At 56.7% G+C, this 26,786-nt stretch carries 22 protein-coding genes; 11 read left to right on the top strand and 11 right to left on the bottom strand.

The window, feature by feature from the left end; genetic code table 11:
• Nucleotides 1-91: 91 nt before the first annotated feature.
• The 6 genes from DYU11_RS23410 to DYU11_RS23385 all read right to left on the bottom strand — a co-directional run bounded on the left by DYU11_RS23410 (nt 92) and on the right by DYU11_RS23385 (nt 6,445).
• The gene (locus tag DYU11_RS23410) at nt 92-1,336 is read right to left on the bottom strand and encodes an ABC transporter permease (protein ID WP_119670155.1); all 1,245 of its coding nucleotides are present in this window, start codon (nt 1,334-1,336) and stop codon (nt 92-94) included.
• A gap of 4 nt (nt 1,337-1,340) precedes the next feature.
• A complete protein-coding gene (locus DYU11_RS23405; RefSeq protein WP_229365991.1) occupies nt 1,341-2,096 on the bottom strand; it encodes an ABC transporter ATP-binding protein in 756 nt (251 codons plus the stop codon).
• A gap of 90 nt (nt 2,097-2,186) precedes the next feature.
• A complete protein-coding gene (locus DYU11_RS23400) occupies nt 2,187-3,689 on the bottom strand; it encodes a TolC family protein (protein ID WP_119670154.1) in 1,503 nt (500 codons plus the stop codon).
• Nucleotides 3,689-4,945, bottom strand: a complete 1,257-nt coding sequence (locus DYU11_RS23395; RefSeq protein WP_119670153.1) for an efflux RND transporter periplasmic adaptor subunit — start codon at nt 4,943-4,945, stop codon at nt 3,689-3,691. Before DYU11_RS23395 ends, DYU11_RS23400 begins: the two co-directional genes overlap by 1 nt.
• A gap of 144 nt (nt 4,946-5,089) precedes the next feature.
• The gene (locus tag DYU11_RS23390) at nt 5,090-5,893 is read right to left on the bottom strand and encodes a mycofactocin-coupled SDR family oxidoreductase (RefSeq protein ID WP_119670152.1); all 804 of its coding nucleotides are present in this window, start codon (nt 5,891-5,893) and stop codon (nt 5,090-5,092) included.
• Between the two features lie 3 nt (nt 5,894-5,896).
• Nucleotides 5,897-6,445, bottom strand: coding sequence for a carboxymuconolactone decarboxylase family protein (locus DYU11_RS23385; protein WP_119670151.1), 549 nt, complete (start codon nt 6,443-6,445; stop codon nt 5,897-5,899).
• A gap of 365 nt (nt 6,446-6,810) precedes the next feature.
• On the opposite strand from DYU11_RS23385, the gene DYU11_RS23380 reads away from it, so the two are divergent.
• From DYU11_RS23380 to DYU11_RS23360, 5 genes are all read left to right on the top strand, one after another.
• Nucleotides 6,811-10,254 carry a response regulator gene (locus DYU11_RS23380; protein WP_119670150.1) on the top strand — a complete coding sequence of 1,148 codons (3,444 nt, stop codon included), beginning with the start codon at nt 6,811-6,813 and terminating at the stop codon, nt 10,252-10,254.
• A gap of 3 nt (nt 10,255-10,257) precedes the next feature.
• A complete protein-coding gene (locus tag DYU11_RS23375) occupies nt 10,258-11,085 on the top strand; it encodes a CheR family methyltransferase (RefSeq protein WP_119670149.1) in 828 nt (275 codons plus the stop codon).
• Nucleotides 11,086-11,093: 8 nt separating this feature from the next.
• Nucleotides 11,094-11,660 (top strand): chemotaxis protein CheB, encoded by a 567-nt coding sequence (locus DYU11_RS23370; RefSeq protein WP_119670148.1) that lies wholly within the window; start codon nt 11,094-11,096, stop codon nt 11,658-11,660.
• 5 nt (nt 11,661-11,665) lie between these two features.
• On the top strand, nt 11,666-12,781 hold the full coding sequence (locus tag DYU11_RS23365) for a sensor histidine kinase (protein ID WP_119670147.1): 1,116 nt from the start codon (nt 11,666-11,668) through the stop codon (nt 12,779-12,781).
• 128 nt (nt 12,782-12,909) lie between these two features.
• On the top strand, nt 12,910-13,587 hold the full coding sequence (locus tag DYU11_RS23360; protein WP_119670146.1) for a GAF domain-containing protein: 678 nt from the start codon (nt 12,910-12,912) through the stop codon (nt 13,585-13,587).
• Between the two features lie 52 nt (nt 13,588-13,639).
• Here DYU11_RS23360 and DYU11_RS23355 read toward each other — a convergent pair whose 3' ends face one another.
• Nucleotides 13,640-15,109, bottom strand: coding sequence for a Gfo/Idh/MocA family protein (locus DYU11_RS23355; RefSeq protein WP_119670145.1), 1,470 nt, complete (start codon nt 15,107-15,109; stop codon nt 13,640-13,642).
• Nucleotides 15,110-15,330: 221 nt separating this feature from the next.
• Here DYU11_RS23355 and DYU11_RS23350 point away from each other — a divergent pair, with 221 nt between their 5' ends.
• On the top strand, nt 15,331-15,765 hold the full coding sequence (locus DYU11_RS23350) for a response regulator (protein ID WP_158600350.1): 435 nt from the start codon (nt 15,331-15,333) through the stop codon (nt 15,763-15,765).
• Between the two features lie 199 nt (nt 15,766-15,964).
• On the opposite strand, the gene DYU11_RS33855 is transcribed toward DYU11_RS23350, so the two are convergent.
• Nucleotides 15,965-16,090, bottom strand: coding sequence for a hypothetical protein (locus tag DYU11_RS33855; protein WP_262697152.1), 126 nt, complete (start codon nt 16,088-16,090; stop codon nt 15,965-15,967).
• A 41-nt stretch (nt 16,091-16,131) separates the two neighbouring features.
• On the opposite strand from DYU11_RS33855, the gene DYU11_RS33350 reads away from it, so the two are divergent.
• Entirely contained in the window at nt 16,132-16,272 is a 141-nt protein-coding gene (locus tag DYU11_RS33350) for a hypothetical protein (protein ID WP_158600349.1), read from the top strand.
• A gap of 42 nt (nt 16,273-16,314) precedes the next feature.
• Nucleotides 16,315-16,986, top strand: a complete 672-nt coding sequence (locus DYU11_RS23345; RefSeq protein ID WP_119670143.1) for a phosphoribosyltransferase — start codon at nt 16,315-16,317, stop codon at nt 16,984-16,986.
• Nucleotides 16,987-16,996: 10 nt separating this feature from the next.
• Here DYU11_RS23345 and DYU11_RS23340 read toward each other — a convergent pair whose 3' ends face one another.
• From DYU11_RS23340 to DYU11_RS23330, 3 genes are all read right to left on the bottom strand, one after another.
• Entirely contained in the window at nt 16,997-18,046 is a 1,050-nt protein-coding gene (locus DYU11_RS23340) for an SDR family NAD(P)-dependent oxidoreductase (RefSeq protein ID WP_119670142.1), read from the bottom strand.
• Between the two features lie 85 nt (nt 18,047-18,131).
• Nucleotides 18,132-18,587, bottom strand: a complete 456-nt coding sequence (locus DYU11_RS23335; RefSeq protein WP_119670141.1) for a response regulator — start codon at nt 18,585-18,587, stop codon at nt 18,132-18,134.
• Between the two features lie 17 nt (nt 18,588-18,604).
• A complete protein-coding gene (locus tag DYU11_RS23330; protein ID WP_119670140.1) occupies nt 18,605-23,593 on the bottom strand; it encodes a chemotaxis protein CheB in 4,989 nt (1,662 codons plus the stop codon).
• A gap of 161 nt (nt 23,594-23,754) precedes the next feature.
• Between DYU11_RS23330 and DYU11_RS23325 the strand changes: the two genes are divergently transcribed.
• From DYU11_RS23325 to DYU11_RS23315, 3 genes are all read left to right on the top strand, one after another.
• Entirely contained in the window at nt 23,755-24,789 is a 1,035-nt protein-coding gene (locus DYU11_RS23325) for a chemotaxis protein CheB (RefSeq protein WP_119670139.1), read from the top strand.
• Between the two features lie 87 nt (nt 24,790-24,876).
• Nucleotides 24,877-26,007 carry a serine hydrolase domain-containing protein gene (locus tag DYU11_RS23320; RefSeq protein WP_119670138.1) on the top strand — a complete coding sequence of 377 codons (1,131 nt, stop codon included), beginning with the start codon at nt 24,877-24,879 and terminating at the stop codon, nt 26,005-26,007.
• A 20-nt stretch (nt 26,008-26,027) separates the two neighbouring features.
• Nucleotides 26,028-26,777 (top strand): serine aminopeptidase domain-containing protein, encoded by a 750-nt coding sequence (locus tag DYU11_RS23315; RefSeq protein WP_119670137.1) that lies wholly within the window; start codon nt 26,028-26,030, stop codon nt 26,775-26,777.
• The last annotated feature ends 9 nt before the right edge of the window (nt 26,778-26,786 follow it).

The raw sequence follows: 26,786 nt of genomic DNA, 5'->3' as shown, positions 1-26,786 counted from the left end.
GTGGCAGGGGTTGCGGGGGGCAGGGTCAGACGTACTGTCCCTGCTTCCCCTGCGCGTAGCACCCTGCCATCCCCGCGCGAAGCCCCCCGCCCTACGCACTTTTCAACGCATCGGCGATGTTGAGTTTAGCCATACGCATGGCCGGAGCCACGCCGGACAGGAATCCGAACACAAGGCACACGAGCAAACTGATGGCGAAGACCGACAGATTCAGGGTGAGGTCGGCCTTGGCAATCCAGCCGCTGTTGTTGATCAGGCTGATGATGATGACCGAAAACACGAGGGCAATGGCCCCCCCGATGAACGTAATAAATAGGTTTTCGATGATAAACTGCCAGATCAGCGTTTTGGCGGGCGCACCGAACGCCTTCCGGATGCCAATCTCCGAAGCCCGCTCCATGATGCGACTTACGTTGAGGTTGACCAGGTTGATGGCGGGCAGGCTCATGAACAACAGCATAAACAACGCAACTACGGAGTAGAAGATGCTGCTGGCCGGGCGTTGAAAAAACGTATGCAGCCACGCTTCCAGGTACGTATCGGCGCTTGTCTCGATCACGGCGAAGTGGAAACCGTTTGAATCGCCGGGGAGGGGAATCCGGCTGATGGCCTGATCGTACTCGGCTTTGATAGCCGGCATGTCCGATTTCTGACGAGCCAGAATCAGAGCCGCGTAGCTTCCCATATAGCCTTTGCTCTTGCCGTCGCGGTTGGTGGCCGTTACGGGAAGGTACACATCACTGGCGGTCATGGGCCGTGTTACCGGAGCCCCGCGCACAACCCCGATCACGCGGAATGTCCGGTTGTCGATTTCGATGGGTTTACCCACAACCGGCTCCTCGCTGTTCTCGAAGTACTGCCGCTTCAGGTCATCGGTGATGACGGCTACGTTATCACCTTTGGCCAGGTTGTCCTGGTTGTACGGCTTTCCTTCCAGAAAGTCAAAATCCGTCACTTCCCAGAATTCGGCGTTCGTGTGTTTGAGCTTGAGCTCAATTCGCTTGCCGTTCACGTACGCATTGGCAAAGTCAAACAGGGTGGCAATAGCTACTTTCTCGGGGGTTTTCAACGATGAAATGTAGCGTTGCGTAAACTCATGGCTCATCGGCCCGACGGTTTGCGATTGCCGGAGTGAGTCCCGAAGAGCTACTTTCTGTACGTACAGGATGCGATCCCGCTTGTTTTCGGGATAATGGCTGCCCACCAGATGATCGATGAACGAGGTCAGCACCATCAGCACCGTCAGGGTCAGGCTGATGCCGAAGAGCGTAATGAAGGTGTAGAACGGATGCCGGAGCAGCACCTTCCAGGCGATTTTTATGTAGTTCGTTAGCATGGGATTATAGTTTTGGCGTGGATGGCAGGGTTTGCACGGATGGCATGGAGGCTCCTTGCCATTCCCTGCCAGCCCCTGCTACTCCCTGCAATAAAGAGTCACCCACCTGCGTGCCGTCGAAGAGCCGGATGAGCCGGTGTGTTTTCTTGGCCATTGACTCGTCGTGGGTTACCATGATGATCGTGGCACCGTCGTCGTTCAGGCTCTGGAGAATACTCATGATCTCGTTACCCATCGCGCTGTCGAGGTTGCCGGTCGGTTCGTCGGCCAGGATGATTTCGGGATTCCCGACGATGGCCCGGGCGATAGCCACCCGTTGCTTCTGTCCACCCGACAACTGGCGCGGAAAGTGCTTCATGCGGTTGCTCAGCCCAACTTTTTCCAACGCTTCTTTTGCATGGTCCAGCCGCGATTTTCCGTTAGCCGGGCGGTACAGCAGCGGTATCTCGACGTTGTCCAGCACCGACAGGTCGTTGATCAGGTGAAAGCTCTGAAAGATGAAGCCAATTTTCTGGTTACGCAGGGCGGCCAGTTCTTTGTCGCGGTACGACTTCACCGGTTGCCCGGCAATCGCGACGCTGCCTTTCGAGGGTTCATCGAGCAGGCCCATGATGTTCAGGAGCGTACTCTTGCCGCAACCCGACGGGCCCATGATCGACACGAACTCGCCTTTGCGGATGTTGATGTTAATGTTGTTGAGCGCCAGCGTTTCGATGCTGCTGGTGCGGTACACTTTTTCGATGTTCTGTAGGGTGATCATGGTTGTTTGGCTTGGGGTATGGCGCGTGGGGCGTAGGGCTGAGGGCCTGGGGTTACCTTTTGCCCCTTGCCCTTCGCCCCAGGCCCTACGCTATTGAATCTTCTGGTTTGTTTCAAAATCATATAAAGTCAACAGGCGGAGCGTGTAATACGCCTGCCAGTAGTCACGAAGCGCAAGCACGGCATCACGACGAGCGCGGTCTTTTTCCTGCGTGGCAATGCCCAGGTCCGTTACGCTGAGGTCGCCGAGGATAAAGCGGTTCTGGGCAATCTGATAGCGATCCTGGGCAATCTGATCGGCTTCGGCGGTGAGCTTCACCTGCTTCTGTAGCATCTGGAGTAAGGTCACCTGCGTAAACACCTGCTGCTCCAGGGTAAGCTTGTCCTGCTCAACGGATTGCTGCGTCAGCTGCTGGTTGGCTTTCGCCGTTTCTGTGCGAGCCTGCGCCCGCCCCCAGGTCATGATGGGCACCGAAAAACGAATTTCCAGAATCTCACTGTCCTGCGGCCGGACGTACACGTCACCGATCCGGGAGCCGCGGTTCGATAGCCCGAACGAAGCCTGCATCGATGCGTTCAGACCGTTTTCCTTGCGGGCCCTGTCGACCTCCCGTTCGGCTTCGAGGAGTCGGCGCCGGAAACCGACCGACGCGGCCCGATTGGCAAACGCTTCGTCGATGGCCCGCCGGATGTCGACAGAGAACGGGACGATCTGGTTGGGCGGAGCCAGTTCCAGCCGGTTGTCGTTCCGGTAGCCGATATACGTTTTCAGCTTCAGCGACGCTACCTCCGCCGTTTGCTGGGCCGACGCCAGGTCCTTGCGGGCGGTCAGTACGCTTAGTTCCAGCTGGAGCAGATCATTCTGTGAAATGCGGCCCAGTTCCAGCTTCTTCCGGGCAATTTTGTACAGCGTATCGTTGTTCATCAGGTTCTTTTCCGCGATCTGCAGGTTCACCTGCGCCACCAGCAGGTCGAAGTAATACATCGTTGCGTTAAGCGAGACCTCCTCTTTCGACTCCAGCAGCTGCTGGTTGCTTTCCTGATACTTCAGCGGCTCAATCCGGCGTTCCCAGCGCATGGGGTTGAAGCGGAACAGGGGCTGAATAAGGCCGACGCTGAATGGAACACCGTTGTACAACGTCTGGCTTTCGAGGAAATTATCAAACCGCTTGATCTCCTTCTGGACGAAGATGCTGCCGCCGGTTAGGGCGATGTTCTGACTCAGCGACAGGTTCAGGGCCGAGTTGTTAAGCGATACGGGCTGGTAGGCGATGGTGCCGTCGGGCTGGGTAACTTCCACAAACGAGCGCGTAAAACCGGGCAACGTACCATCGAGGCTGAGCTGCGGTTTGTAGTCGGCCAGGAACGACCGGTACTTCCAGTAATTGGTACGCTGGGTCGTAGCGGCCTGTTTGGCGGCCACCGACTGACCCTGGGCGATTGAGACTACGTCTTCCAGCGTCATCCGCTGGGTCTGCGCCAGGGCCGTGTGCGTCGTGAGGTAAACCAGGGTCAGCAGTCTGGCCAGTAGGGTTCGTTCCAGCAGTAGTTTTATCAGTTTATCCACTACCGAAAAGAGAGAGAAAGGTCGCATCATTGGTCGGTGGGTGTAATGGTTATGGTCTCGGAATGTTCGTACTGGCTGAGGTCCGTGATGATCACCTGCTCGCCCGGCTGGACACCGCTTTTAAGCTCAACCCAGTCGAAGTTGGTCAGGCCAATTTCAGCGTCCCGGCGTTCGGCCACGCCCTTGGTCAATACATACACGTACTGCCGCCGTTTGCCTTTGAAGGCCGGGCCATTGGCTACCCGTACGGCCTTGCCAACCCGGTTGGTGACGATGAACACCTCTACTTTCATATTAGGCCGGAGCGACGTATGCCGGTTGTCGTCCAGTTGGATGGCGAACTGCACTACGTTGTTCTGGACCGATGGCTTTACCTGGGTGATCGTGCCGCGCAGGTTGGTTTCGTTGATTTTTACGATGACCGGCAACCCCACTTTGACCTGATCGGCGTACATATCGGAGCAGGAGCCATCAATCCGGAAGCTTCCCAGATCGGCCAGTTTGGCCAGCATATCGCCCGTGCTGACGGCCGCTCCGATGCGGTCGTTGACCCACGTGAGTACCCCCGGCCGGTCGGCGAGGATGTCGGCCTGCCGGAGTTTCTGTTCGAGTTCCTGGAGGTTTTTGGCTTCAATCTGCGCCTGGAGTTCAGATTCTTTCAGGCTGGCTCCCATCGACTGGCGGCTGTAGGCCAGGTCATTTTCCAGCTGCTTCTTTTCCAGTTCGGCAATCCGGAGTTCGTTTTCGGCTTTCGTTACGTCTTCCTGCGTGCTGCCACCGGCTTTCTGGAGCCGGCGTGTATCTTCTACGTTGGCCCGGAGCCGGTTGATGTTGAGTGATTTGATTTTGTCTTTAATATCGGCGTCGTAGAATTCCTTGTTGAGCCGCAGCCGCAGCTGCTCGATGCCGTTGCGCTTCAGGGCGAGCTTGTCTTTCAGGCGTTCGAGTTCGATCAGAGAGAAGGATTTGTCGAGTTCGAGGATCGGCTGACCCGGTCTGACGCGGGTGCCGGGCGTGATCAGTACCCGTTGTACACTCGCCTGAATGGGACTCACGATCACCTGCTCGAATGCCGGGATCACTTCACCGGTGGCGTTGATGGTGTTTTCGACCGGACCCACCTGCGCAACCGCCGTCCGGATTTTAGAAGCTTCGACGGACGTGCTGAGGTAGGTTCGGAATAAAGCCAGCACCGCAGCCACACTCACGATACCCAGCGTGACGATGACGATGCTTTTGGTTCGTTTCTGCCGGGTGATCTCCGGGGCAAGCTCTCTGTCCATTGGTCAGTTCGTTTGCGTATAAGAAGCCAAACGACGTGCCAATAGGTAACTTATTGTCTGTCAATATATTGCTGATTAAGAAGCCTTTCAGATGTGTGCGATTTCGCACAAGGTGTACAAAATCGCACAAGCGTTCGGTCCGCTTCACCGGGTCAGCAGACCGGCATCCAGCACAAACTGCGAACCCGTTACGTAGCGGGCTTTATCGGATACCAGAAACAGCACCATCGCCGATACATCTTCCGGCTCGACCCAGGGAACCGGCAGCAGATTCCCCGCCGACCGTTCGGCGATTTCCTGCGTGGTGGTTCCTTCGAGTTCAGCCAGTCCGTCGTTCATGGGGGTATTGACGCCCGTGGGATGAATGGAGTTGACCCGGATGTTGTAAGGGGCGAGTTCAATGGCCCACGACTTGGTGAGGCCAACCAGTCCCCATTTGGAGGCCGCGTAGTGACTCAGGCGATTCATACCCCGCAGGCCGGCAATGGATGAATTGTTGATGATAACCCCCGAGCGTTGCGCCATCATCAGCGGAATAATCCGACGGGCCACCAGCCAGGCACCTTTCAGGTTGATGTCCAGCATGGCATCCCACTCGGCTTCCGGCAGCTCGTGTGCCAGCCCATAGGCGCAGATGCCCGCGTTGTTGAACAGTATGTCGATGCGGCCGAACGCATCCCGGGCGGCTTCTACGGCCCGGGTGATATCATCGTCCCGACGGACATCCCCCTCGGCGGTCAGGCAGCGGACGCCGAAGGCTTCGCAGGCCTGCTGCAACGTATCCAGCTCCGAGGCCGAGCCCAGCGCGTAGCCGGGGTAGGTCAGCGGCCGGGCAATATCGAAAGCAACGATGTGAACCCCTTCCTGAGCCAGCGCCAGCGCTACGGCCCGGCCCTGTCCGTGGGCGGCTCCGGTGATAAACGCGACGGTTCCCTGTAACGTAGCCATAGGTTAAGCGTTTGAGGGCTGCGTGAGTGGCCGATACGGATACAGGTATTCGTCGATGTCGACCTCCAGCGCGTTGTTGAACACATTGGTCGCAATCATCTGTCCGGCAAAAGCCACCAGCACCACAAGCTGCTCGTCGGTATACTGCCCGGCCAGGCGTTCATAAACCGCATCGGACACGCGCCCTTGCTGCCGGGCCATTTCGCTGCCGAAATCGAGGAGAAGCTGTTCATGATCGGTCAGGTGCAGGTCTTCCGGTTTCTCGCCGTTGTCGATAATGATCCGTCGGAAAAAAGTGGTACAGAGCGGGCAGTTCGACCCTTCGGAGATGGCGTGAGCAAAGAGATAGGCCGGCCGGTTACCAACCGTCTTCTTCACTTCCTCATACAGCGGATACCACTGCATATACACCTGAAACGACAGCAGCGAACGCCCGAGCGTCGCTTTCATGTTGGTGATGCGGCTACCGGCATAGTCGGAAACGTGCTGATCATAAGCCGTCTGGACGTCAACCGGTGCGTCGTCCCGGCGAAGGGGGGTAATACGTGGCATGATACGGGGTGTTGGTCAGAACGAGTAAGATACAAACAGATTCTTTAGAAACGCGGGCGACACCCGGCTCCGATGTTTTTTCGTAGAACTGCCTGAAATGAATTAATTTACCCAAAGCCAGAAAAAAACAGGTGTGAAACCTTAAAATCCGTTACCAACGGCAATATGTTCGTCTATAGGGAAATTACCCGCAACAATCCGGTATTGACTGAATCACGTAAGCACCAATGGTCAGTCAACACCAGCCAGTGAACAACTCAACGCACAGACAACGGCCTGATTACGTATAATAAATGGCTAAGCTCGTTATGCTGAACGTAATCGTATGTTAATATTGTAAACTTAATAATCGTAACTTTCCCTGAATGAACCTTTCTTTGTTGAACCGCCTGTACCTTGGCTTTTCGGTCGCCGTCTTACTGGTCATTCTGGTGGGCGTGCTGGCGTTGCAAACGTTTCGAACGCAATCGGTTGAAGCCGAGCGCGTCCGGCATACGTACCAGGTGCTGAATCAGGCGGAAAACATTCAGAAACTACTCGTCGACATGGAAACGGGTCGGCGGGGGTTTCGTCCAACCAACGACAAACAGTTTCTGGAGCCGTATAATACGGGCCTGCTCAAGATTGAGCCCGCCATTATTGCGCTTAAAGAACTCACCAGCGACAACGCAGCGCAGCAACGGCGGATAGAGCAGGCCGAGCAGCGTATCGAGGGGCTGCTTCAGTACTGGAAAAGTCTCGGCGAGGATGCCAGCGGCTACACCCCGGCTACCATCAGCGCGATCATGCTCCAGGAAAAAAAGCGGATGGATCAGATTCGGGTCGAATTTGACGAGATTCTGCAGGCCGAAAAGGCGTTGCTTGCGCAGCGGGAAGAGGAAAATGCGGAGGCTGTCGACCGGGCCAGTATCAGCCTGCTGATCGGTACGTTTCTGATTTTGCTGGTCGTTGTTACGTTGATCTACTTTATTCTGAAGGAATTCAACAGCCGGCAGCGAGCCGAAGCGTCGCTGTATCAGAATTTTAAACAACTCGAAGAGCTCAATCAGGTCACCACGGAGAAAAACTGGCTGCTCACCGGGATCTCGGCGATCAATGATACGTTACAGGGCATCAATGAGATTACCTCGTTGACCCAACAGATTCTGAAATCGATCACCGATTACCTGGGTTTGCCGGCCGGCGCCTTTTACTGCTACAATGAACACAACCAGCAGCTCCTGCTCAATGCATCCGTAGCCCTGCCGGCGAGTGCTCCCCAGACGTATAACCGGCATGAAGGCCTGATCGGGCGGGCGGCCGACGACCGGAATCTGCTGGTTGTCGGCGATGTGCCGGCTGAATTCTGGTCGGTTGAGTCCGGAGCGGGTCAGGCCCGGCCGAAACAACTGGTTTTTGTACCCCTCTGGTACAACAAGGAACTGAAGGGGGTACTGGAGCTGGCGTCGTTCGGTCCGATGAGCGACCAGCATCTGGGGCTTCTGCGGGCGGTGGCCAACAACATAGCCGTGGCGGTAAATGCGGCCGACGACCGCCGTCGGGTGATGCACCTGCTCAAACAGATTCAGGATCAGAAAGAAGAGCTGGAAAATCAGCAGGAAGAACTCCGCCAGTCGAACGATGAGCTTACCCGTCAGGCCAGTATCCTGCAGGCATCCGAGGAGGAACTGAAAGTGCAGGAAGAAGAACTGCGTCAGATCAATGCCGAGCTGGAAGAGCGGAACGAAGCCGTTGAGGTAGCCCGGAAAGCGCTGGCCATGAAAGCCAAAGAACTGGAAGTGACGGGGAAATACAAGTCGGAGTTTCTGGCGAATATGTCGCACGAGCTACGCACTCCGCTTAACAGCGTCCTGATTCTGGCTAAACTGCTGTCGGAGAACAAGAACGGTAACCTGACCGATAAACAGACCGAATACGCCAACACCATCTATAAATCGGGCAACAACCTGCTCGAACTGATCAACGATATTCTGGATCTGTCGAAGATTGAAGCCGGTAAGATCGACATGAATATCGAGGAGGTGCCGGTTCAGTCGATCATTCGGGACCTGAACCAGATGTTTAGCGTAGTGGCCGAAGAAAGAGGGGTACAGTTCATTACGCATACGGAACCGGGCATACCGGCGGGCATCCGGACCGATAAGCAGCGGCTGGAGCAGGTGATTCGGAATCTGTTGTCCAACGCGTTTAAGTTTACCCCCCGCGACGGGTCCATTACGTTGTCGTTTTCGGCGCCCCCGGCCCACCAGTTGTTCGGCACCGAATCGCTGGCCAATGCCAGCCAGGTGCTGGCCATTTCGGTAACGGATACGGGCATCGGGATTCCGCCCGAAAAACAGCAGATCATTTTCGAAGCGTTCCAGCAGGCCGACGGCTCCACCAGCCGCAAATACGGCGGCACGGGACTGGGTTTGTCCATCAGTAAGGAGCTGGTTCGGCGGCTCGGTGGCGAAATGGGCCTGACCAGCGCGGTAGGCAAGGGCAGTACGTTTACCATCTACCTGCCGGTCGATGCGCCCGTTCAGCCCAATGCACCGGGGGGAAGCAGCGAGCCACCGGTGCAGGAACTGATGGCTCCGGTAAAACTGACTGAACAGATGCCGTTGTCCGACGATCGTTACACGCTCTCGCCCGAGGACAAGGTGATGCTCATTATTGAAGATGACCCGCTGTTTGCCGGGGTGGTTCAGACCTTCGCCCGGGAAAAGAAATACAAGACGATTGTTGCGCTGCAGGGCGACGAAGGGCTGCGGTATGCCCGGCAGTATAAGCCCTCGGCGATCATTCTGGACATGGGCCTGCCGGTTATCAGCGGCTGGGATCTGCTCAAGATCATGAAAAGTGACGAAACGCTGAAACACATCCCGGTTCATATTGTTTCGGCTTCAGACGACACCCGGCTTACGAGTACCGATGCCCTGGCCTACGTTCGCAAACCCGTGAGCAAGGAGGATCTGGAAACGGTATTCTCGCAGTTCCGGTCGCAGCTTAACATCGGCCTGAAAAAAGTGCTGGTGCTGTCGGCGAACGCGCTCCAGGGCGATTCGCTCCGGCAACTGATCGATGAGCGCCACATGGACATTGATTTCGATTACGCCCGTACGAGCGACGAAGCCCTGCAGAAAATCGGCGAGCATACCTACGATACGGTCATTGCCGACATCGGGCAGGATCTGGAACGCGGTATTCCCGAGCTTGAATCCCTGCAGCAGGCCCTGGTTCAGACCGGTATTCCGTTGATTGTGTACCTGGACAAAGACCTCACGGCGGCCAACGAACGGCAGCTGGCCAAAATTTCGCCCGTGGTAATCCGCGACTCGTCGCAGTCGAAAAACCGGCTGATGGATGAACTGGAACTGTTTTTGTACAAGGTTCAGGAAGCCGAACGCTCGCCCTTGCCCAAATACGTTGCCGTCAGTACGTCGGATGCGGTGCTGAAAGGACGCAAGGTGCTGCTGGTCGACGATGACATGCGCAATGTGTTTGCGCTGAGTACATTGCTGGAGGAGTATGACATGGAGGTGCTGACGGCCGGCGATGGAAAAGAAGCCCTGGAGATACTGGACGAGCAGCCCGGCATTGACATCGTGCTGATGGACATCATGATGCCCGAGATGGACGGATACGAAGCCACGCGCCGAATCCGGGCCAACCAGCGGCTTCAGAAATTGCCCGTGATTGCCCTGACGGCCAAGGCCATGACCGGCGACCGCGAAAAATGCCTCGAAGCCGGTGCGTCCGATTATATTACTAAACCCGTTAACAACACGCAGTTGATTTCGCTGATGCGGGTTTGGTTAGCCCAGTAGCGTATGATGAACCTGACCCAGATCACCAACGGTGAAATTGACGAAATCATATCGGTTATCCGGCACAACTACGGATACGACTTCGGCGATTATGCCCGGGCATCGTTCCACCGTCGGGTGGTCCGCTGCATGGACCAGGCCGGCATCCAGTCATTCTTTGATCTGAGATACGCGCTGACCAACGATCAAACGTTCTTCAGCTGGTTTCTGCAAAACCTGACGGTGAACGTAACGGAGATGTTCCGGGACCCGGTTTTTTACAAAAGCCTGCGCACCACCGTCATTCCCATCCTGGCTTCGTATCCGACCATCAAGATCTGGCACGCGGGCTGCGCTACGGGTGAGGAAGTATTCTCGATGGCCATTTTGCTACACGAAGCCGGCCTGCTCGAACGGACCCGGCTGTATGGAACCGATCTGAATCCGGCTAACCTCGAACGCGCCCGGCAGGGAATCGTACCGATGCAGCACATGAAGGATTATACGGCTAATTATCTGCAATCGGGGGGGCAGAGCGACTTCTCGACGTATTACACGGCCCGGTACGATCACGCTATTTTTCACAAGGAACTGCGCCGGAACATCGTCTTTTCGCAGCACAATCTGGTGACGGATCAGGTGTTCAACGAGTTTCAGCTGGTATGCTGCCGAAACGTACTGATTTACTTCAACCGGCGGCTACAGAACCAGGTATGCCGCCTGCTGACGGATAGTCTGGCCCCGCTGGGGTACCTTGCCATTGGCATGAAGGAATCGCTGATGTTTACAGACGTCCGCCAGCAGTTTGATGTTGTAGACGCCGTCTGCCGCATCTACCGGCGCAAAACATAAAGAGATCGATGGCGTCATTCGATATAATCGCCATTGGTGGGTCGGCAGGAAGTATCCCCATTGTTTCTGAACTGCTGGAAGCGCTGCCCGGTACGTTTCAGTACGCCGTTATTATTGTCCTGCACCGGCTGAAGAACGTTTATAGTGAAATGAACCGGGTGCTGGCTACACCCCACAAGGGTACGTACATACGCGAGCCCGATGATAAGGACCTGATTCAGCCCAACAGCGTCTACCTGGCTCCGCAGAACTATCACCTGCTGATCGAGGCCGACCGGAGCTTCAGCCTGGATTACTCGGAACTGGTTAACTACAGCCGCCCGTCGATCGATGTGACCTTCGAAAGTGTGGCCGGCGTATACGGCAGCCGGGCCCTGGCGGTGCTGCTCAGTGGCGCCAACGACGACGGAGCCGCGGGCATGGAAGCCATCCTGGCGAGCGGAGGGCAGGGGATTGTACAGGATCCGGCCACGGCTGCGTACTCGGCCATGCCCCGGGCAGCCGCCGAACGTAACCCGAAGGCACTCGTACTGCCTCCCGATGGGATCATTAAATTTTTGTCCACAAATACCTAAATTATATGAATTTGATGAGTAACCCCGACGAGTTCACGATCCTGCTGGTCGACGACCGGGAAGAGAATCTGCTGTCGCTGGAGGAAATGCTGGAACGGGAAGGCCGTACGTTTATCAAGGCTACGTCGGGCAACGAAGCCCTGCGTCATGCCCTCCGCAACGACCGGATTGGGTTGATCATGCTGGATGTGCAGATGCCCGGGATGGACGGATTTGAGGTGGCTCAACTGCTGAAGTCAAACCCCAAAACCAAAGACATCTCCATCATTTTTGTGACGGCCATCAGCCGCGATGAGCAGTTTGTGCTCAGGGGGTTTGAGCAAGGGGCCGTCGATTACCTGCAGAAACCCCTGGATATTAATGTCACTAAAGCAAAAGTCAACGTATTTGAACAACTTTACTTCTACCAGCGGAATCTGAAGAACACCGCGGCTGAACTTGAAAAAATCAACAAGCAGCTCGAAAAATTTGTCTACATCGTAGCCCACGACCTGAAGTCGCCCCTGACGGGCCTGATCGCGTCGCTGTCGCTGATCGACATGATCAACGAAACCCGCCCGATGGAGCAGGACGAGGTGACGGAATACGTCGACGGGGCCAAACAGGCGGCTCATCACCTGGCTAACATGATTACGACACTGCTCGACTACTCCCGCAAGAGCCTTACGCAGCAGACCGTGGAAGAGGTTGATGTGTACGAGCTGGTGAGTCAGATCGCTACGCTGCTTTTCCCACCTAAACACATCGAAATCCGGGTGCATAAACCGATGCCGGTGCTGAAAACCCGCCGGCTGAAATTACAGCAGGTGTTTCAGAACCTGATCAGCAACGCCATCAAATACAACGACAAGGAACAGGGACTGATTGAGGTCGGCTGCGTCGAACGGGCGGACCGGGCCGAGTTTTTCGTACGCGACAATGGACCGGGGATATCAGAAGATGAGAAAGAGTCAATATTCCAGTTGTTCTGGGCGGGCGACTCGGCAACGACCACGCAGGAAAGCAGTACGGGGGTCGGACTGAACCTGCTCAAGATGCTGGTCGAAGAACAGGGTGGTAAAATCTGGGTCGAATCCCGGCCCGGCGAAGGAAGTACGTTCTTCTTCGAGTGGCTAACCTGAACCGTTGTGTCCATCCGGCATGAATTAAATCGGTTTAATGGGTTATTAATCGGCCATTAATGGGTTCTTAACGGGCCTGGCGTCGCGGGTGCTTATTTTTATTGCTTGATCAGTCGAGTCAATGAAATATGATAAAGCCATCAGTACCCGCTAACGAAACGGCCCGTCGTCAGGCAGTTGCCGAATATGACCTGATGGATACGCTGCCTGAGGAGGAGTATGATGCGATTACCCGAGTAGCCACTGAATTATGCCGTACGCCCATTTCGCTCATTACCGTCATCGGCGACGACCGGGCGTGGCTTAAATCCCGGCAGCGGCTCAACGTACAGGAAGCCCCCCGCGACATTGTTTTCTGCTCGTATGCGATCAACGACCCGGATACGGTCATGGTGGTCAATGACACGCGCGAGGACGCTCGCTTCAGGGATAACCCACTGGTTGTGGACGGCCCTAAAATTGCGTTCTATGCCGGTGTTCCCCTTGTTACGCCCGATGGGTACGCACTCGGTACTATCTGCGTGCTGGATCACCGGCCCCGGCAACTGACCGACAGCCAGTTGCTGTCGCTGAAAGCGCTGGGGCAGTGGGTCATGACCAGTTTCGAGCTGCGGAAAACCCGCACCGAGCTGGCCAATTGCCGCAAAAGTCTTCAGCAGACCCGATACACGAACCTCGGGTCGTCGACTACCCGGCCGGACGCAGCCCCGGTACCTGCCGACGTGGTGCGGCAAGCTAAGGTTTTGCAATCGGCGCTGGATGCCTGGCTAACGGCCAATAACGCAGCGGGCACCGACCCGCAATGAGAAGCCCCATCACGAGTCGATGCCCGTCTGAAAAGTAAGTACATCGCGTCGATTACGCCAGTTTCCAGCCGTCGCGGTAGTTGCGCGATACAAACTGGTTGGCTTCGTCGAAGTTGGTGATCTTCATACTCTTACCATCCCAGGTCAGTTTCTTCCGGCCCGGATAGCTGAAGCCCCGACCGTCGGCCTTGGGCGTCCGTAGCGTATAGCTGCGGATGGCCAGGTTACCCATCAGCACCGACTCGGTCAGCGGACCGGCAAAGTCGAACGACGACGTCAGTGCTTTATGCTCCTTGCTGTTAAACCCGGCTTTGCAGGCTTCGGTCCATAGTACCTGGTGGCCGTTCTCAGGAATGGATTTGCCGTCGGCGCTCTTCGGTTTAGGCGCAGCTTCCATCTTCTCGCCACTCTTGGTGTACAGTTTCGGGTCGTCGCCGTACATGCCGCAGGCAATCAGGCCCTTGTCGCCGATCAGGAACACCCCGTTCTCCCCGTTTTCCGGGAAGGGTTCGCCGGCCGGCAGCATCTCCGGGCGGAACGGACGCAGACCACCGTCGAGCCAGACCATCTTAACGGCCGATTTATTCTTGGCCGAAGCCGGGAATTGCAGTTCAACCTGCGACGACGGCGGACAGCCTTCCGGAATGTACTCCGGCGTCCAGTCTTTCAGGAACACCTGGCTGATGCTGGTTTCGACTTCCGTCGGGTAGCCCAGGCCCAGAACACGGAACGGTACGTCCATGATGTGGCAGCCGATGTCGCCCAGTGCCCCGGCTCCGAAGTTCCACCAGCCGCGCCACTTGAAGGGGTGGTAAGCAGGGGTGTAGCCAACTTTCTGAGCGGGTCCGAGCCACAGATCCCAGTCCAGATCGGCAGGAACCTCACCGGCCGCCTGCGGTACCGGAATGCCCTGCGGCCAGACGGGCCGGTTGGTCCAGAGGTACACCGTGTGTACGTTGCCCAGGAGGCCTTTGTCGAACCACTCAACCATCTGCTTCTGCTGCGGGTTCGATGAACCCTGGTTCCCCATCTGCGTCACGACCTTGTATTTGCGGGCGGCTTCGGTCAGCATCCGGGCTTCGTGAATATTGTGCGTCAGCGGTTTCTGAACGTACACGTGCTTGCCGCGCTGCATGGCCGCCATGGCTACAACCGCGTGCGTATGGTCGGCGGTTGATACCGTTACGGCGTCGATGGCTTTGCCCTCTTTATCGAGCATTTCCCGGAAGTCCTTGTAGCGCTTGGCGTTCGGATGCTTCGAGAAATTTTCTTTAACCCGGGGCAGGCTCCAGTCAACATCGCAGAGGGCTACCATGTTGTTGGCTCCATTGTTATACGCATTATTGGTATCACTGAATCCTTTTCCCCCAATGCCGACACCAGCGATGTTCAGTTTGTCACTCGGGGCAATATAACCCTTTCCCAGTACGTGACGGGGAACAATAAAGAAGCTGCCCGCGGCTAAAGCTCCCGTTTGTATGAACTGACGACGGGAGGTCGTTGATTTTTCACTGTTTTGCATGTAACGGAGCTATTAGAGTTAGAACGTTTACGGAAAATAAAGCGAAGAACAGGGCAAATATACCCGACTGTAACCGACAAATTAACGGCACGTCGCCTAATCATAATACTGATATAGTCTATTAGTTTAATTGGCTTTTAACCTACTTTTTAGTTAGTATTCATCTGGCCTTCTTTTTTTTGTATTACATACTACTCAAATCGAAAATGGAAAGCCGGGACATGTCAATATTTATAGTAGACGATGATGAAGATGATCGCCTGCTGATCAGAAACGCTCTATTGGACGTGTGTTCTGACACAAAACTGGTGTTTTTCTCCAATGGGGAGGATTTGTTGAATGACCTGATCGCCTTACGTGACGATAAATTCCCGATGTTTATTCTGCTGGACCTGAATATGCCGACCATGACCGGCTTCGACGTGTTGCAGGCCCTGCGGGCGAGTGATCAGTTACGGTGTATTCCGGTACTGGTGTTATCTGGAACCAACTACGAGAGCGCCATCAGGGAGTGTTATGGATTGGGGGCGAATGCGTTTATGAGCAAGCCAACTTCATTTACTGAACTGACGAATATGCTGGCGATAACGCACCGGTTTTGGTCGAATACGGTCAGATTGCCGGGCGCGGTGGGGGCAACCACTCTCCTTCGCTGAACCGGACGCAGCGCCCATAAACCAACGCCCACCATGTTGCCGGTCGGTAAGCATGGTGGGCGTTTTTTTGCGGCTATCCGACGGGCCTGCCTGTGGTTACTGAATACGTAATGGCCAGTCGGGCGGGGGAGTTCGGCCGCTGCCGAAAGCAGGGGGATAGGTTACGATAGGCCGTTTTTTCGGCTCCAGGCCGGAAGTTTTAGTAGCCCATAAACTCGCGCTGGTGCTGGGCAACAACGCCACGAATTTCGTAACTTGGGAACAGCGACTGATGCCGGGCCACCTCCGGTACGTGGCTTCGCAGCAACCGCCGGATTTTGATCACGCTGCTCCGGATGTGATTACACGTTTACGCCCAAAGTTGCCATGAAGCAGGCCCAGCAACAGGCCGGAGCCATGAAGCAGGGCGGTAAAGCCCACGAAACGCACCTGGACGCACCAGGACGGACGCCGACAGCGAGTCGTCGTAAACGGACAGGCCGGTGGCTGCCGGGCCGAATACATTAACCATCGGGTAGCCAATGGCTGCCCGGTAATCTCGTCTGACCTATGAAGCCGGCTAAACACCCCCTTTTTCTGAACCGATACGATGCCGGGCAGCAACTCGCCGGGCAGCTCACGGCCTACGCCAATCGCGACGACGTACTGGTAATGGCTTTACCCAGGGGCGGGGTTCCGGTTGGGTACGAAGTGGCGCAACGGCTTGGGGCACCTCTGGATGTGTTCCTGGTTCGCAAGCTGGGTGTTCCCGGCCAGGAGGAACTGGCTATGGGTGCCATCGCGGTTGCCGGAGCCGCTACCAAACCAATCCGGGTGTTGAATCAGGACGTACTGCGGACGCACAGAATCAGTACCGCCGTACTGGACACTGTAACAAAGCAGGAGCTGCGCGAACTCGAACGACGGGGCCACCTGTATCGTGGTGAGCGAACCGAACCGATTGTTGCCAACCGGGTGGTACTGCTCGTAGACGATGGACTGGCCACTGGCGCAACCATGCGGGCCGCCGTGGCTGCGCTGCGCGTACGGCAACCCGCCCAGGTGGTCATTGCCGTACCGGTCGCTGCCGCCGACGTGTGCAACACCCTGGCTTCTGTGAGCGATGCGGTTGTTTGTGCCGCCACGCCCGAACCCTTCTACGGCGTTGGGCTCTGGTACGCCGATTTTACCCAGACGACCGACGACGAAGTACGGAGCCTGCTGGCAGCCAGTCGTCAATAAGCTCCGATCCTCACGAGTGCAACTGGTTGTTCGCTTCGGCGGCTTTGTCGGTAGGGGTGGTCAGGACGTTTTGGCTCAGTGTCGATTCGCTGTCTTTGCCCTGAACCGCTTCCTGACCGGTATTGCCGGGGGCTGGGAGCAGGGTGTTGACTACACCGAGCAATTCTGAGGTCAGGCCGGGGGCGATTCCCTGAACAACAACCGCTAGTTTGGCCGGCAGCGAAACAATCAGCTCGGCTTTACCGTAGCGGGCGGCTTCGATGATTTCGTGGGCGCAGCGTTCGGCGCTCACCGACAGAAACGGCAGCGAATCTCCAATCTTAAACCAGGCGTATTCTTTCTCGGTCTGGCCCTTGAACCAGGCGTTGCGGGGACTGCCGGTCCGGATCAGGCCGGGGCAGACCGTCGTGACGTAGACCCCGTCTTTGAGCACTTCGGCGTGGAGACCTTCCGAGTAGCCGACCAGCGAAAACTTGCTGGCTACGTAGGGGAGGAGGTGCGGTACGGCCACTTTGCCCCCAAACGAGGCAATGTTTACGATCCGGCCCGACTGCCGCTCCCGCATGGCCGGCAGCACTTCGCTGATGGTGTTGAACGCCGACCAGAAATTAGCGTCCATAACCTCCCGGAAGTCGGCTTCGGTGGCGTTCTCGTAGGGCGTTACTACGATCGTACCGGCGTTGTTGACCAGTACGTCGATGGGGCCGAACTGCTGCCGAACGGCCCGGATGAAGTCGGCAACCTGGGTGCGGTCGGTAACGTCGCAGGGGAACGAAAGGATAAAGTTGCCGTACTGACGCAGGTCGGCTTCGGCTTCCTGAAGTTCGGCTTCGTCGCGGGCGCAGATGGCCACTTTGGCACCTTCCCGCGCAAAATGCCGGGCCATGACCAGCCCTAGTCCCCGCGAGCCGCCGGTGATGATGACCGTCTGGCCCCGGAAGTCGGTTTTCCGGCGACGGCTGATCAGGGCCTGGGCGGCTACTACGGCACCAAGGCCGGCAATGCCCCACAACAGGGCCGATGACAGCCCAAAGCCGCCGTTCTGACTCGATGAACTCATGATGGTTTGCACGGATTATGTGCTGAATCAACCGGCCGGGCAGGCGGAATGTTGGCAGACCAACCGGGTTACTGAGTGTATGGCATCAGGTGCCCGGCAGGCGATTCATGTCCAGCCAGTACTGGCAGATCGACCGCATGGTCTGGAGGAGCTGCTCGGGATTGGCCGGTTTCGTGATGAACGAGTTTGCGCCGGCTTCGTAGCACAGTTCCAGTTCATGGGACACCGACGAGTTCGTCATCATTACGACCGGTACGGCCTGCCAGTGATGCTGACTGGACAGAACGGGGCCATCGAAGGTGGGGCCACTGGCCGGGTGTTTCAGCCGGAGCAGGGTATCGTAGCCACTCAGCTTCGGCATATTCAGGTCAAGCAGGATCAGACTGGGCCGGACGGCGTCGGTGGCAACGTGTTCCAACAGGGCTTGTCCGCCGTTCAGAAACTGGGCCGGGTATTGGGGCAGGTACTGCGTGAAGACCTGTTTCAGCAAAAAACGGTAATCATCATCATCGTCGACAATGTACAAAAAAGGTGTCCTCATGGCTCACTCTCAATCTATTACGATGTACTGCCGACTGACGGGCCGGGTAGATCAATTTGAAACCGCGTGCCGGTATCCGGGCTGCTGTCTACGGTAATTCTGGCTCCTAGCAGGCTGCATAATTGCTGCACAATAACCAGACCAATTCCCTCGCTCGACTTATTCCCTGCGCTCTTCGTAGGTTTATCAGATGGCGTTGCCGACTGGTGAGTCAACTGCTCCATGACGGTCTCCGGAAGGCCGGGGCCCGTGTCCTGTACGCTGAATGACCAGTTCCCCTGGGTTTCGCCCGGCTGCCAGGAAAGAACGATCTCGCCAGACCGGGTCTCGCCAGACCGGGTCTCGCTAGACCCAGTATAGTTAATGGCGTTCAGGAGCAGGTTCTGGGCGATACGCTGTACTTTCACGTCATCGCTTTCAACCTGCAACTGGTCCGGTCCGTCGATGGTTATTATCAGTTGTTTTTCGTTAGCCACCGGTCTCAGGCTATCGACAAGTTCCCGCAGCAGCTGGGCTGCATCGAAGGCGGTGATACGTACCTGCTCCTGACCGGATTCCAGCCGGGAGTAGTCCATCAACTGCGTGAGCATCTGCGTGACCTGCCGCACGTTGCGCTGGAGCATGCTCAGCATGTGGTTTCGTTCTTCCTCGCTATGCATCAGATTAAGCAGCATGGCGGCTCCCGAAATCACCCCGAAGCTCCCCCGCAGGTCGTGTGAGGTCTGCCGCAGAAACTCTCCCCGCTGCCGGATCTGGGACCGGATGGCATCCATTTCCTGAATCATGTCTTCAGAGTTTTTCAATTGGCTGAGCAAGCGCTCCTGCTGCTGCTCGGCCTGCCTGAGGGGCGTGATGTCGAGCCCCGACAGAACAATACCATTATCCTCTTTTAAGATGGATACGCCCGTCCAGCGGCCTTCGGGAGCCTCCTCGTGGTAGCGTTCGAGGTACATCGGCTGTTCGGTTGTCAGTACGGTCAGCAGGTTGTTGAACGTATCGGTTTCCCACAGAGCGTCGGTTAATTCAGTTACAGATTTGCCGATCAGCTCGTGGATGGGCTGCCCCACCAGGTCGGCAAATTTCTGATTGCTTACCAGCACCCGGAAGTCAATCACCTGACCCTGTTGATCGTAGATGACCTTCAGGAAGGCGATGGACGCCGGCGAGCTGTTCAGAACGGCCTGCAGGTGTTCGCTGTATTGTCGGATTTTGTCTTCGGCCTGCTGCATGTCGGTGATGTCGACGTCGATGCCGAGAACCCGCGGCTGGCTGCCGTTCACGACGTTGGCCCGGATGCGGAAGGTTTTGATCTGTTCGGAGCCCTTTATCCGGATCGTCTCTTCAAACGTACCCTCGCCTTGCCTGATGAAATCAATGATGCGGTGTGCAACGGGCAGATCGTCCGAAATGGCGTGATTCAGATACGTTTCCGGCGACACTTCGCTGCCGTAGGGCATTTCGAACAGCTGGTACATACCTTCCGACCAGCTGAACTCGCCGGTCGTCCGGTCGTAGTCCCAGCTACCCATCCTCGCCAGCTCTTCGGCGTGCTGCATCAGGGTAAAGTTCTTTTTGATCTCCTGTTCCGCCCGCTTGCTGGTCGTGATGTCCTGCGATATAACCACCAGACCGTCGCCCAGTTTCACGGCAGCATACTGAAACCAGCGGTCGTATTTATCGCGGGTAGTGTGCGTTTCAAAGTCGGCCGGGAGGCCGGTTTTCAGCACGAGCAAAAAGTGATCAAACAGGCCGGTTTCGCGGGCATCGGGGAACAGCTCGGCGTAGTGTTTGCCGGAAATGTCGGTCTGGTTGGCGTACTGGCCCGTTACGCCGGATGCCAGCACTACCTCAAAGTCGGCCAGCTGCCCATCGGCCTGCCAAACGGGTTTCAGGAAACTGATCGCTACGGGCGCAATACCAAAGATCGACTGCAGCAGGTTGTTGCTTTCCTGAAACTCGGCTGTTCGCTGCTGCACGCGTTGTTCCAGTTCGTCATTTAGCTCTTTTTGCAGGTGAATATCGACCGCCGTACCGATGAAACCCGTAAACATGCCGTCGGTACTGAAGGTAGGCTGGGCGTTTTCCAGCATCCAGCGGTACGCACCATCGTACCGTTGCAGTCGGTAATTGGTCTGGGAAGCCAGACGGCCCTGAAGCCGGGCATCCCGAACGGACACGTAGTCGCTCCGGTCTTCGGGGTGCAGGCTATGTTCCCAGCCCTGTTGCAGTACGTCGTCCAGCAGGCGGCCTGTGTAGGCCAGCCATACTTTGTTAAAATACGTATACTGGCCGGCTTCGTTGGTCACCCAGATAAGGGTCGGGGCGTTGTCGGTGATGTTCCGGAACCAGGCTTCACGCTCTTCGAGCAGGCGCCGGGCCTGGAGTTGCTCCGTTACGTCGTCGATGGCCACCAGAATGGCGGCCTGTTGCCGAACAACGCGCCGGGCATTCAGCGACAGGGCTTTTTCGCCAATGTCCGGAAAGGTGTACGTCAGTTCGTAGGACTGAAACTGGGCATCGTTGTCAATAACGCTCATCAGCAGGTCGCGAAGCTGGGGAATGTCCCACTGCCGATTGCCCAGTTCGTAGATCAGCCGCCCTTCGGTTTCGTCTTCGTTTACTTTAAACAGGCGGTAAAACGCCTTGTTGGCGCTTTTCACCCGCAGGTCTTCGTCGAGCACGAGCGTCGCTTCGCGAATGGTACCGAAAATCGCTTCGGAGAAATCATTGGCTTCGGCAAGCTGGTCGTTGCGTACCTGCAGTTCCTGATTGATCGTCAGCAGTTCTTCGTTGGTCGATTCAATCTCTTCCTTACTGGTTTCGAGTTCTTCGTTAATGCTTTGCAGCTCTTCGTTGCTGCTGATGATTTCCTCGTTGGCCGATTGAAGTTCCTCGTTCGAAGCCTCCTGCTCCTCAATGATCGACCGCATATCTTCGCGCAGAATAGCCAGTTCGTCTTCGAGTTGCTTGATCCGGCGGTTGCGGCTGTCGGACAGGTCCGTGGCCGAGGGCAACGTAGGCGTTATCTCTTCAAACAGAATCAGGAATAACTGATCTTCGGTTTTGGTGCTAAGCGGAACGGCTTCGATGGTGACGTAATGGGTCTTGTCTTTTATTTTCACTTCCAGCCCTGATTTTCGTACCGGTAGTCCGGCTTTCCGGGCTTTGAAGACGCTGTTGCGCAGCTCGAAGGCCAGCGAAGGCCGGGCCATTTTCAGCAGATTCAGACTGGCCCGACCAGGGGCGGGTTCCAGAAACAGGCTGGTTGAGCCCCGAAACTGAAGAATATCCAGGTCCTGATTCACCACCACGCTGGCGGGTACGTACTGCCGGAGCAGGAGCTCATCGACGACCTGCTCCAGATCATTGGCGGCTGCATGGCCCGGCGCCGGTTGCCGCGAATTGTCCGCCGATACGGTGTCGGATGGGGCGGTTTCCGCTGCGCCGTCGGACGATAACCGCGGATTCATTTCGAAGACGGCCCGGCTGGCTACGTCGTTTCGGCGGGTATAGATTTTGTAGTTTTTTTCCAGCTGGATAAACAGCGAGCCCGAAGCGCCTACGGTTTCGGATTTGCCCAGCACCAGATAGCCGCTGGGCGTCAGGGCGTAGTGGAACGTAGCGATGGCCCTCCGCTGGAATACGTTGTCGAGGTAGATCAGCAGATTGCGGCAACTGACCAGATCGAGCCGCGAAAACGGCGGGTCTTTGAGCAGGTTATGGGGCGCAAATACGCACAGATCCCGTACGTTCCGGTTGATGCGGTAATGGTCGTCGACTTTGGTGAAAAACCGCTGAAGCCGCCGGGGCGATACGTCCATGACCTCCCCCCGGGTGTAGCTGCCCTGCCGGGCTTTGGCAATGGCGCCTTCGCTCAGATCGGTGGCAAAAATCTGGATGGTCCGGCTGGTGCCCTGATCGCCCAGCACCTCCAGCAGGAGCATAGCCAGTGAATAGGCTTCCTGGCCCGTTGAGCAGGCCGGCACCCAGATCCGGATGGCCTCTCGCGGGGCTTTTTCTTTGATAAGCCGCGGAAACAGGGTTTTGGCGAGGTAGTCCATCAGGTCATCGTCCCGGAAAAACGTCGTTACGTTGATGAGCAGGTCGCTATACAGCAGTCTGACTTCGTCGACGTGCTGCTTCAGATACTGCGCGTAGTCTTTCAGCGATTCGAGTTTGAAGAGCAGCATCCGCCGGATGATCCGTCGCCGAACGGTGGTAATCTTGTAGTGGCTGAAATCCACCCCGATCACCCTCCGCAGGATTTGAATGATGGTCTTGATGTCTTCATCCGACGCATTGGCTTCGGCCGGGGCCATATCGTCCTGCTCCACTTTATAGGGCATGGTCGCTTCGTCGCCCAGGTCAAGTTCGGCCGGTATCCGCTGCTGAAAAATCTGCGGCTGCCGGCTCAGTCGTTCCAGTTCCTTCGCGATGTCGGCCGGGGAGAGGATCATGTCCACTACGCCCTCCGTAATGGCCGATTTGGGCATACTCTGAAACTGGGCGGTTTCGTCCTGGGCGAACGTAATGCCCCCGGCTACTTTGATGGCCCGCAGCCCCAGCGTGCCGTCGGACGCCGTTCCCGACAGAACGACGGCCACCGCCCCTTCTTTCTGCCGTTCGGCCAGCGAGATAAAGAACTGGTCGATGGGCATGTGCAGAAAGGACTTGGCCCGGCGGGGGCTGAGCGTCAGCACTCCATCCACAATTTCCAGATCCTGATTGGGGGGGATTACGTAGACATGGTTCGGTTCAAGGCGCATGTTTTCCTGCGCCTGCAGGGTAGGCATTGTGGTGGACCGACCGAGGATGCTGGCCAACTGGCTGTCGTAGTCGGGGTCCAGGTGCTGAATGTATACGTAAGCCAGGCCCGTTGTGGGTGATAGATTGCGCAGTAATTCCGACACGGCTTCAATACCGCCGGCCGAAGCGCCAATCGCCACTACTGGTACGGCATGAACACGAGGTTCCTGATTGCCGGTGGGCTTGTCTTCCTGAGCCATACTGGGGTTATTTTACGGGTAAACTAATTGTCGGTTCACTTGTTGACAAGTGAACCGACACGTTTGAGAGGTAATAAAGGTCGTACCTTTTGGGCAATTTAAGCACAAACCTGCGCAAAATAGCCAACATGAGCGTACCGGGCAGGTGAACCCTTACAATTATGGCAAAACGAAATATTGTGGTGATTGGCGCATCGGCCGGTGGCGTTACGGCCTTGAAACAACTGGTTCGGTCGCTGCCGGCCGATTTTCCGGCATCTGTTTTTGTGGTTCAGCACCTGGCACCGTATACCAAGAGTTTATTGCCCGACATCCTTACGCACGTAGGGGCCCTTAAGGCGGTTCATCCCGCCGATGGGGATTCGATAGAACCAGGGCGTATATACGTAGCCCCGCCCGATCATCACATACTGATTGAGGACCACCACATTCTGGTGAAGAAAGGCCCCAAGGAAAACCGGTTTCGCCCGTCGATCGACGCGCTGTTTCGGTCGGCGGCCTACACGTTTGGTTCGCGGGTGATCGGGGTCGTGCTGACCGGTCTGCTCAACGACGGTACGTCGGGGATGTGGACGGTCAAACGGCTGGGTGGAGTAGGCGTTATTCAGGAACCCGACGATGCGGAGTACCCAAGTATGCCGGAGAGTGTGCTGGAATACGTTGAGGTAGAGCATGTTGTGCCGCTGTCGGACATTGGCCCATTGCTATGTCGGCTAACCGGGGAGGAAGCCCCCGGCGCACCGGAACTGTCGGCGGAGGAACGAGACAGGATACAGACAGAGATTGACATTGCAGCTCAAGACAACGGCTTCGAAATGGGTATAATCGACAAGGGGGAACTGACGCCACTGACCTGTCCCGAATGCCACGGAGCGCTTGTGCGCTTCAAAGAAGGCAAGCTGATCCGGTATCGGTGTCATACCGGTCACGCCTATACGGCCAGTGCGCTGCTGTCGGAAGTGACGCAGTCGGTCGAAGAAATGATGTGGAGCAGCATCCGTGGGCTGGACGAAACGGTGATGCTGCTGGAGCAGTCGGCCCAGGCGTTTGCCGACGCCGGCGAGACCGAATCGGCCGACCAGTTCTTCGACAAAGCCAGGGAAGTTAGGGAACGGTCTCGGAAGATCCGGGAGATGATTTTTGAGCAGGAGCAGATCAGCGAAGACCAGCGGTTCAGCGGTAACGGAAAGACCTGAACAAAGGTGGGGCTGCCCGCCGGAAGGGTTTGGAGAACGTCGGCAAATTACCCAATTTTAGGGCAACGCTGCCTATTACGCCCAACCATGTCGAAGCTCTTTCCGGTACTTTGCTTTTTGTTCGTTTTTCCCGCCTTCGGACAGCCGCGCCCAACCGGCGAACCGCTGCGTGATAAAGCCTACCGAACGGCCATTCAACGGGCTCAGCGGTTTGTCGATTCCTTACGGCTCAAACAGGACATTCCGGGCGTATCGGTATGCGTCGGTACCAGAGACAGGCTATTGTGGGCCGAGGGGGTTGGCTATGCTGACCTGGAAGCCCGGCTACCGGTAACAACCCAGACTATGTTCCGCATCGGATCAGTATCCAAATCGCTGACGTCGCTGGCGGTGGGTAAGCTGGTTGAAGAAGGTAAACTGGACCTCGACGCGCCCGCACAGCAGTATGTTCCTGGTTTTCCGCAGAAGAAATATCCCATCACGAGCCGCCAGCTGGCAACGCACACGGCCGGCATCCGGCATTATGGAATGAACGACGGCCTGGAGTGCCTGAAACGCTACAGGACGGTGCAGGAGGGCCTCGCAATTTTCAGGAACGACAGCCTGCTTTTTAAACCCGGTACGGCCTACAACTACTCCACCTACGGCTACAGCCTGCTGAGTGCAGTCATTGAAGGAGCCGGCGGAACCGATTACCTCACCTATATGCAGCAGACCGTTTTTTCGCCCCTCGGTCTGACTAATACGGGGGCCGACTACAGCGACAGTATTGTGCTGAATCGCGTACGGTTCTATGAGCACCAGAATAGGCGGCTGGTTAATGCTACTCAGGTTGATAACAGCTATAAATGGGCGGGTGGTGGTTTATTATCTACCCCCACTGATCTGGTCCGGGTGGGGCAGGCACTGTTGAAGGGGACACATCTGAAGCCGCAGACGGTCGCGCTGCTGTTTACGCCACAACGCTTGCTGAACGGAACAAACACGAACTATGGCTTCGGCTGGCGCATAGGTACAGATAGCAAAGGGCGGAACGTTGTGCACCACGGCGGCACCATCGACGGCGGCCGGACTTTTCTGCTGCTCTATCCTGACAATGATCTGATTGTGGCCCTCACGGCCAACATGAGCGGAGTGTCCATCAACCTGCCCGAAATGGAAGCCATCGCTACGTACTTTCTGGGGGCGAACCGGGTTAGTACAAACGCTACTAACTAGGAACCAGCTCGCCCCAATCGATGCAATCTGCTTTTTTTGCCCTGGCGCTTTTCGTAGGCTGTCTGATCCATGCCTATCCTCTACCTGCTCAGACTCCGGCCGGTCACGTTCGGCGCGATACCCTGACCCTGTTCGACACGGTCCGCCACCGACCCATTCCGGTGGCGTTGTACGTACCGGTTGCCGCTTCATCGGGACCGCGCAAACTGGCGATTCTTAGCCACGGCTACGGTGGGACTAACAAAGCCTATTCGTTTATTGCTCACAACCTGGTCGCACACGGCTACGTGGTAGCCAGCATTCAGCACGAGCTGCCCACCGACGAACCGATGCCGACGACGGGTAAACCCTACGATGTCCGGATGCCGAACTGGCAGCGGGGTGTGCAGAACATCCGGTTTGTTGTCCGTGAACTCAAACGCCGGGAAACCCAACTGGACGTTGGGCAGTTGCTGCTGGTCGGTCACTCGAACGGGGGCGACATGAGCGCCCTGTATGCCCGGCAGTTTCCGGACGACGTAGTGAATCTCATCACCCTGGATAACCGCCGGATGCCCCTGCCACGTACCCGGCGGCCCCGCGTCCTGTCGCTACGGTCGAGCGATCAGCCGGCCGATGAGGGGGTGTTGCCCACACCAACCGAACAGCAGACGCTGGGCATTCGTATCGTAGCGTTGCCCGATACCCGCCATAACGACATGTGGGATGGGGCCACGGAGTCGCAAAAGGCCGAAATGAACCGCTACATCTCGGCATTTCTGGCTCCGTAGCGCGGCCGT

Source organism: Fibrisoma montanum (assembly GCF_003583365.1).
GTDB classification, from domain to species: domain Bacteria; phylum Bacteroidota; class Bacteroidia; order Cytophagales; family Spirosomataceae; genus Fibrisoma; species Fibrisoma montanum.
Note: the sequence above shows the minus strand (reverse complement) of the source record. Positions and strands in the feature narration are given on the sequence as shown.

Bases quoted from the DNA above. Each gene is read 5' to 3' on its own strand.
- DYU11_RS23410 (WP_119670155.1), bottom strand. From the start codon at position 1,336: ATGCTAACGAACTACATAAAAATCGCCTGGAAGGTGCTGCTCCGGCAT.
- DYU11_RS23405 (WP_229365991.1), bottom strand. From the start codon at position 2,096: ATGATCACCCTACAGAACATCGAAAAAGTGTACCGCACCAGCAGCATC.
- DYU11_RS23400 (WP_119670154.1), bottom strand. From the start codon at position 3,689: ATGCGACCTTTCTCTCTCTTTTCGGTAGTGGATAAACTGATAAAACTA.
- DYU11_RS23395 (WP_119670153.1), bottom strand. From the start codon at position 4,945: ATGGACAGAGAGCTTGCCCCGGAGATCACCCGGCAGAAACGAACCAAA.
- DYU11_RS23390 (WP_119670152.1), bottom strand. From the start codon at position 5,893: ATGGCTACGTTACAGGGAACCGTCGCGTTTATCACCGGAGCCGCCCAC.
- DYU11_RS23385 (WP_119670151.1), bottom strand. From the start codon at position 6,445: ATGCCACGTATTACCCCCCTTCGCCGGGACGACGCACCGGTTGACGTC.
- DYU11_RS23380 (WP_119670150.1), top strand. From the start codon at position 6,811: ATGAACCTTTCTTTGTTGAACCGCCTGTACCTTGGCTTTTCGGTCGCC.
- DYU11_RS23375 (WP_119670149.1), top strand. From the start codon at position 10,258: ATGATGAACCTGACCCAGATCACCAACGGTGAAATTGACGAAATCATA.
- DYU11_RS23370 (WP_119670148.1), top strand. From the start codon at position 11,094: ATGGCGTCATTCGATATAATCGCCATTGGTGGGTCGGCAGGAAGTATC.
- DYU11_RS23365 (WP_119670147.1), top strand. From the start codon at position 11,666: ATGAATTTGATGAGTAACCCCGACGAGTTCACGATCCTGCTGGTCGAC.
- DYU11_RS23360 (WP_119670146.1), top strand. From the start codon at position 12,910: ATGATAAAGCCATCAGTACCCGCTAACGAAACGGCCCGTCGTCAGGCA.
- DYU11_RS23355 (WP_119670145.1), bottom strand. From the start codon at position 15,109: ATGCAAAACAGTGAAAAATCAACGACCTCCCGTCGTCAGTTCATACAA.
- DYU11_RS23350 (WP_158600350.1), top strand. From the start codon at position 15,331: ATGTCAATATTTATAGTAGACGATGATGAAGATGATCGCCTGCTGATC.
- DYU11_RS33350 (WP_158600349.1), top strand. From the start codon at position 16,132: ATGAAGCAGGCCCAGCAACAGGCCGGAGCCATGAAGCAGGGCGGTAAA.
- DYU11_RS23345 (WP_119670143.1), top strand. From the start codon at position 16,315: ATGAAGCCGGCTAAACACCCCCTTTTTCTGAACCGATACGATGCCGGG.
- DYU11_RS23340 (WP_119670142.1), bottom strand. From the start codon at position 18,046: ATGAGTTCATCGAGTCAGAACGGCGGCTTTGGGCTGTCATCGGCCCTG.
- DYU11_RS23335 (WP_119670141.1), bottom strand. From the start codon at position 18,587: ATGAGGACACCTTTTTTGTACATTGTCGACGATGATGATGATTACCGT.
- DYU11_RS23330 (WP_119670140.1), bottom strand. From the start codon at position 23,593: ATGGCTCAGGAAGACAAGCCCACCGGCAATCAGGAACCTCGTGTTCAT.
- DYU11_RS23325 (WP_119670139.1), top strand. From the start codon at position 23,755: ATGGCAAAACGAAATATTGTGGTGATTGGCGCATCGGCCGGTGGCGTT.
- DYU11_RS23320 (WP_119670138.1), top strand. From the start codon at position 24,877: ATGTCGAAGCTCTTTCCGGTACTTTGCTTTTTGTTCGTTTTTCCCGCC.
- DYU11_RS23315 (WP_119670137.1), top strand. From the start codon at position 26,028: ATGCAATCTGCTTTTTTTGCCCTGGCGCTTTTCGTAGGCTGTCTGATC.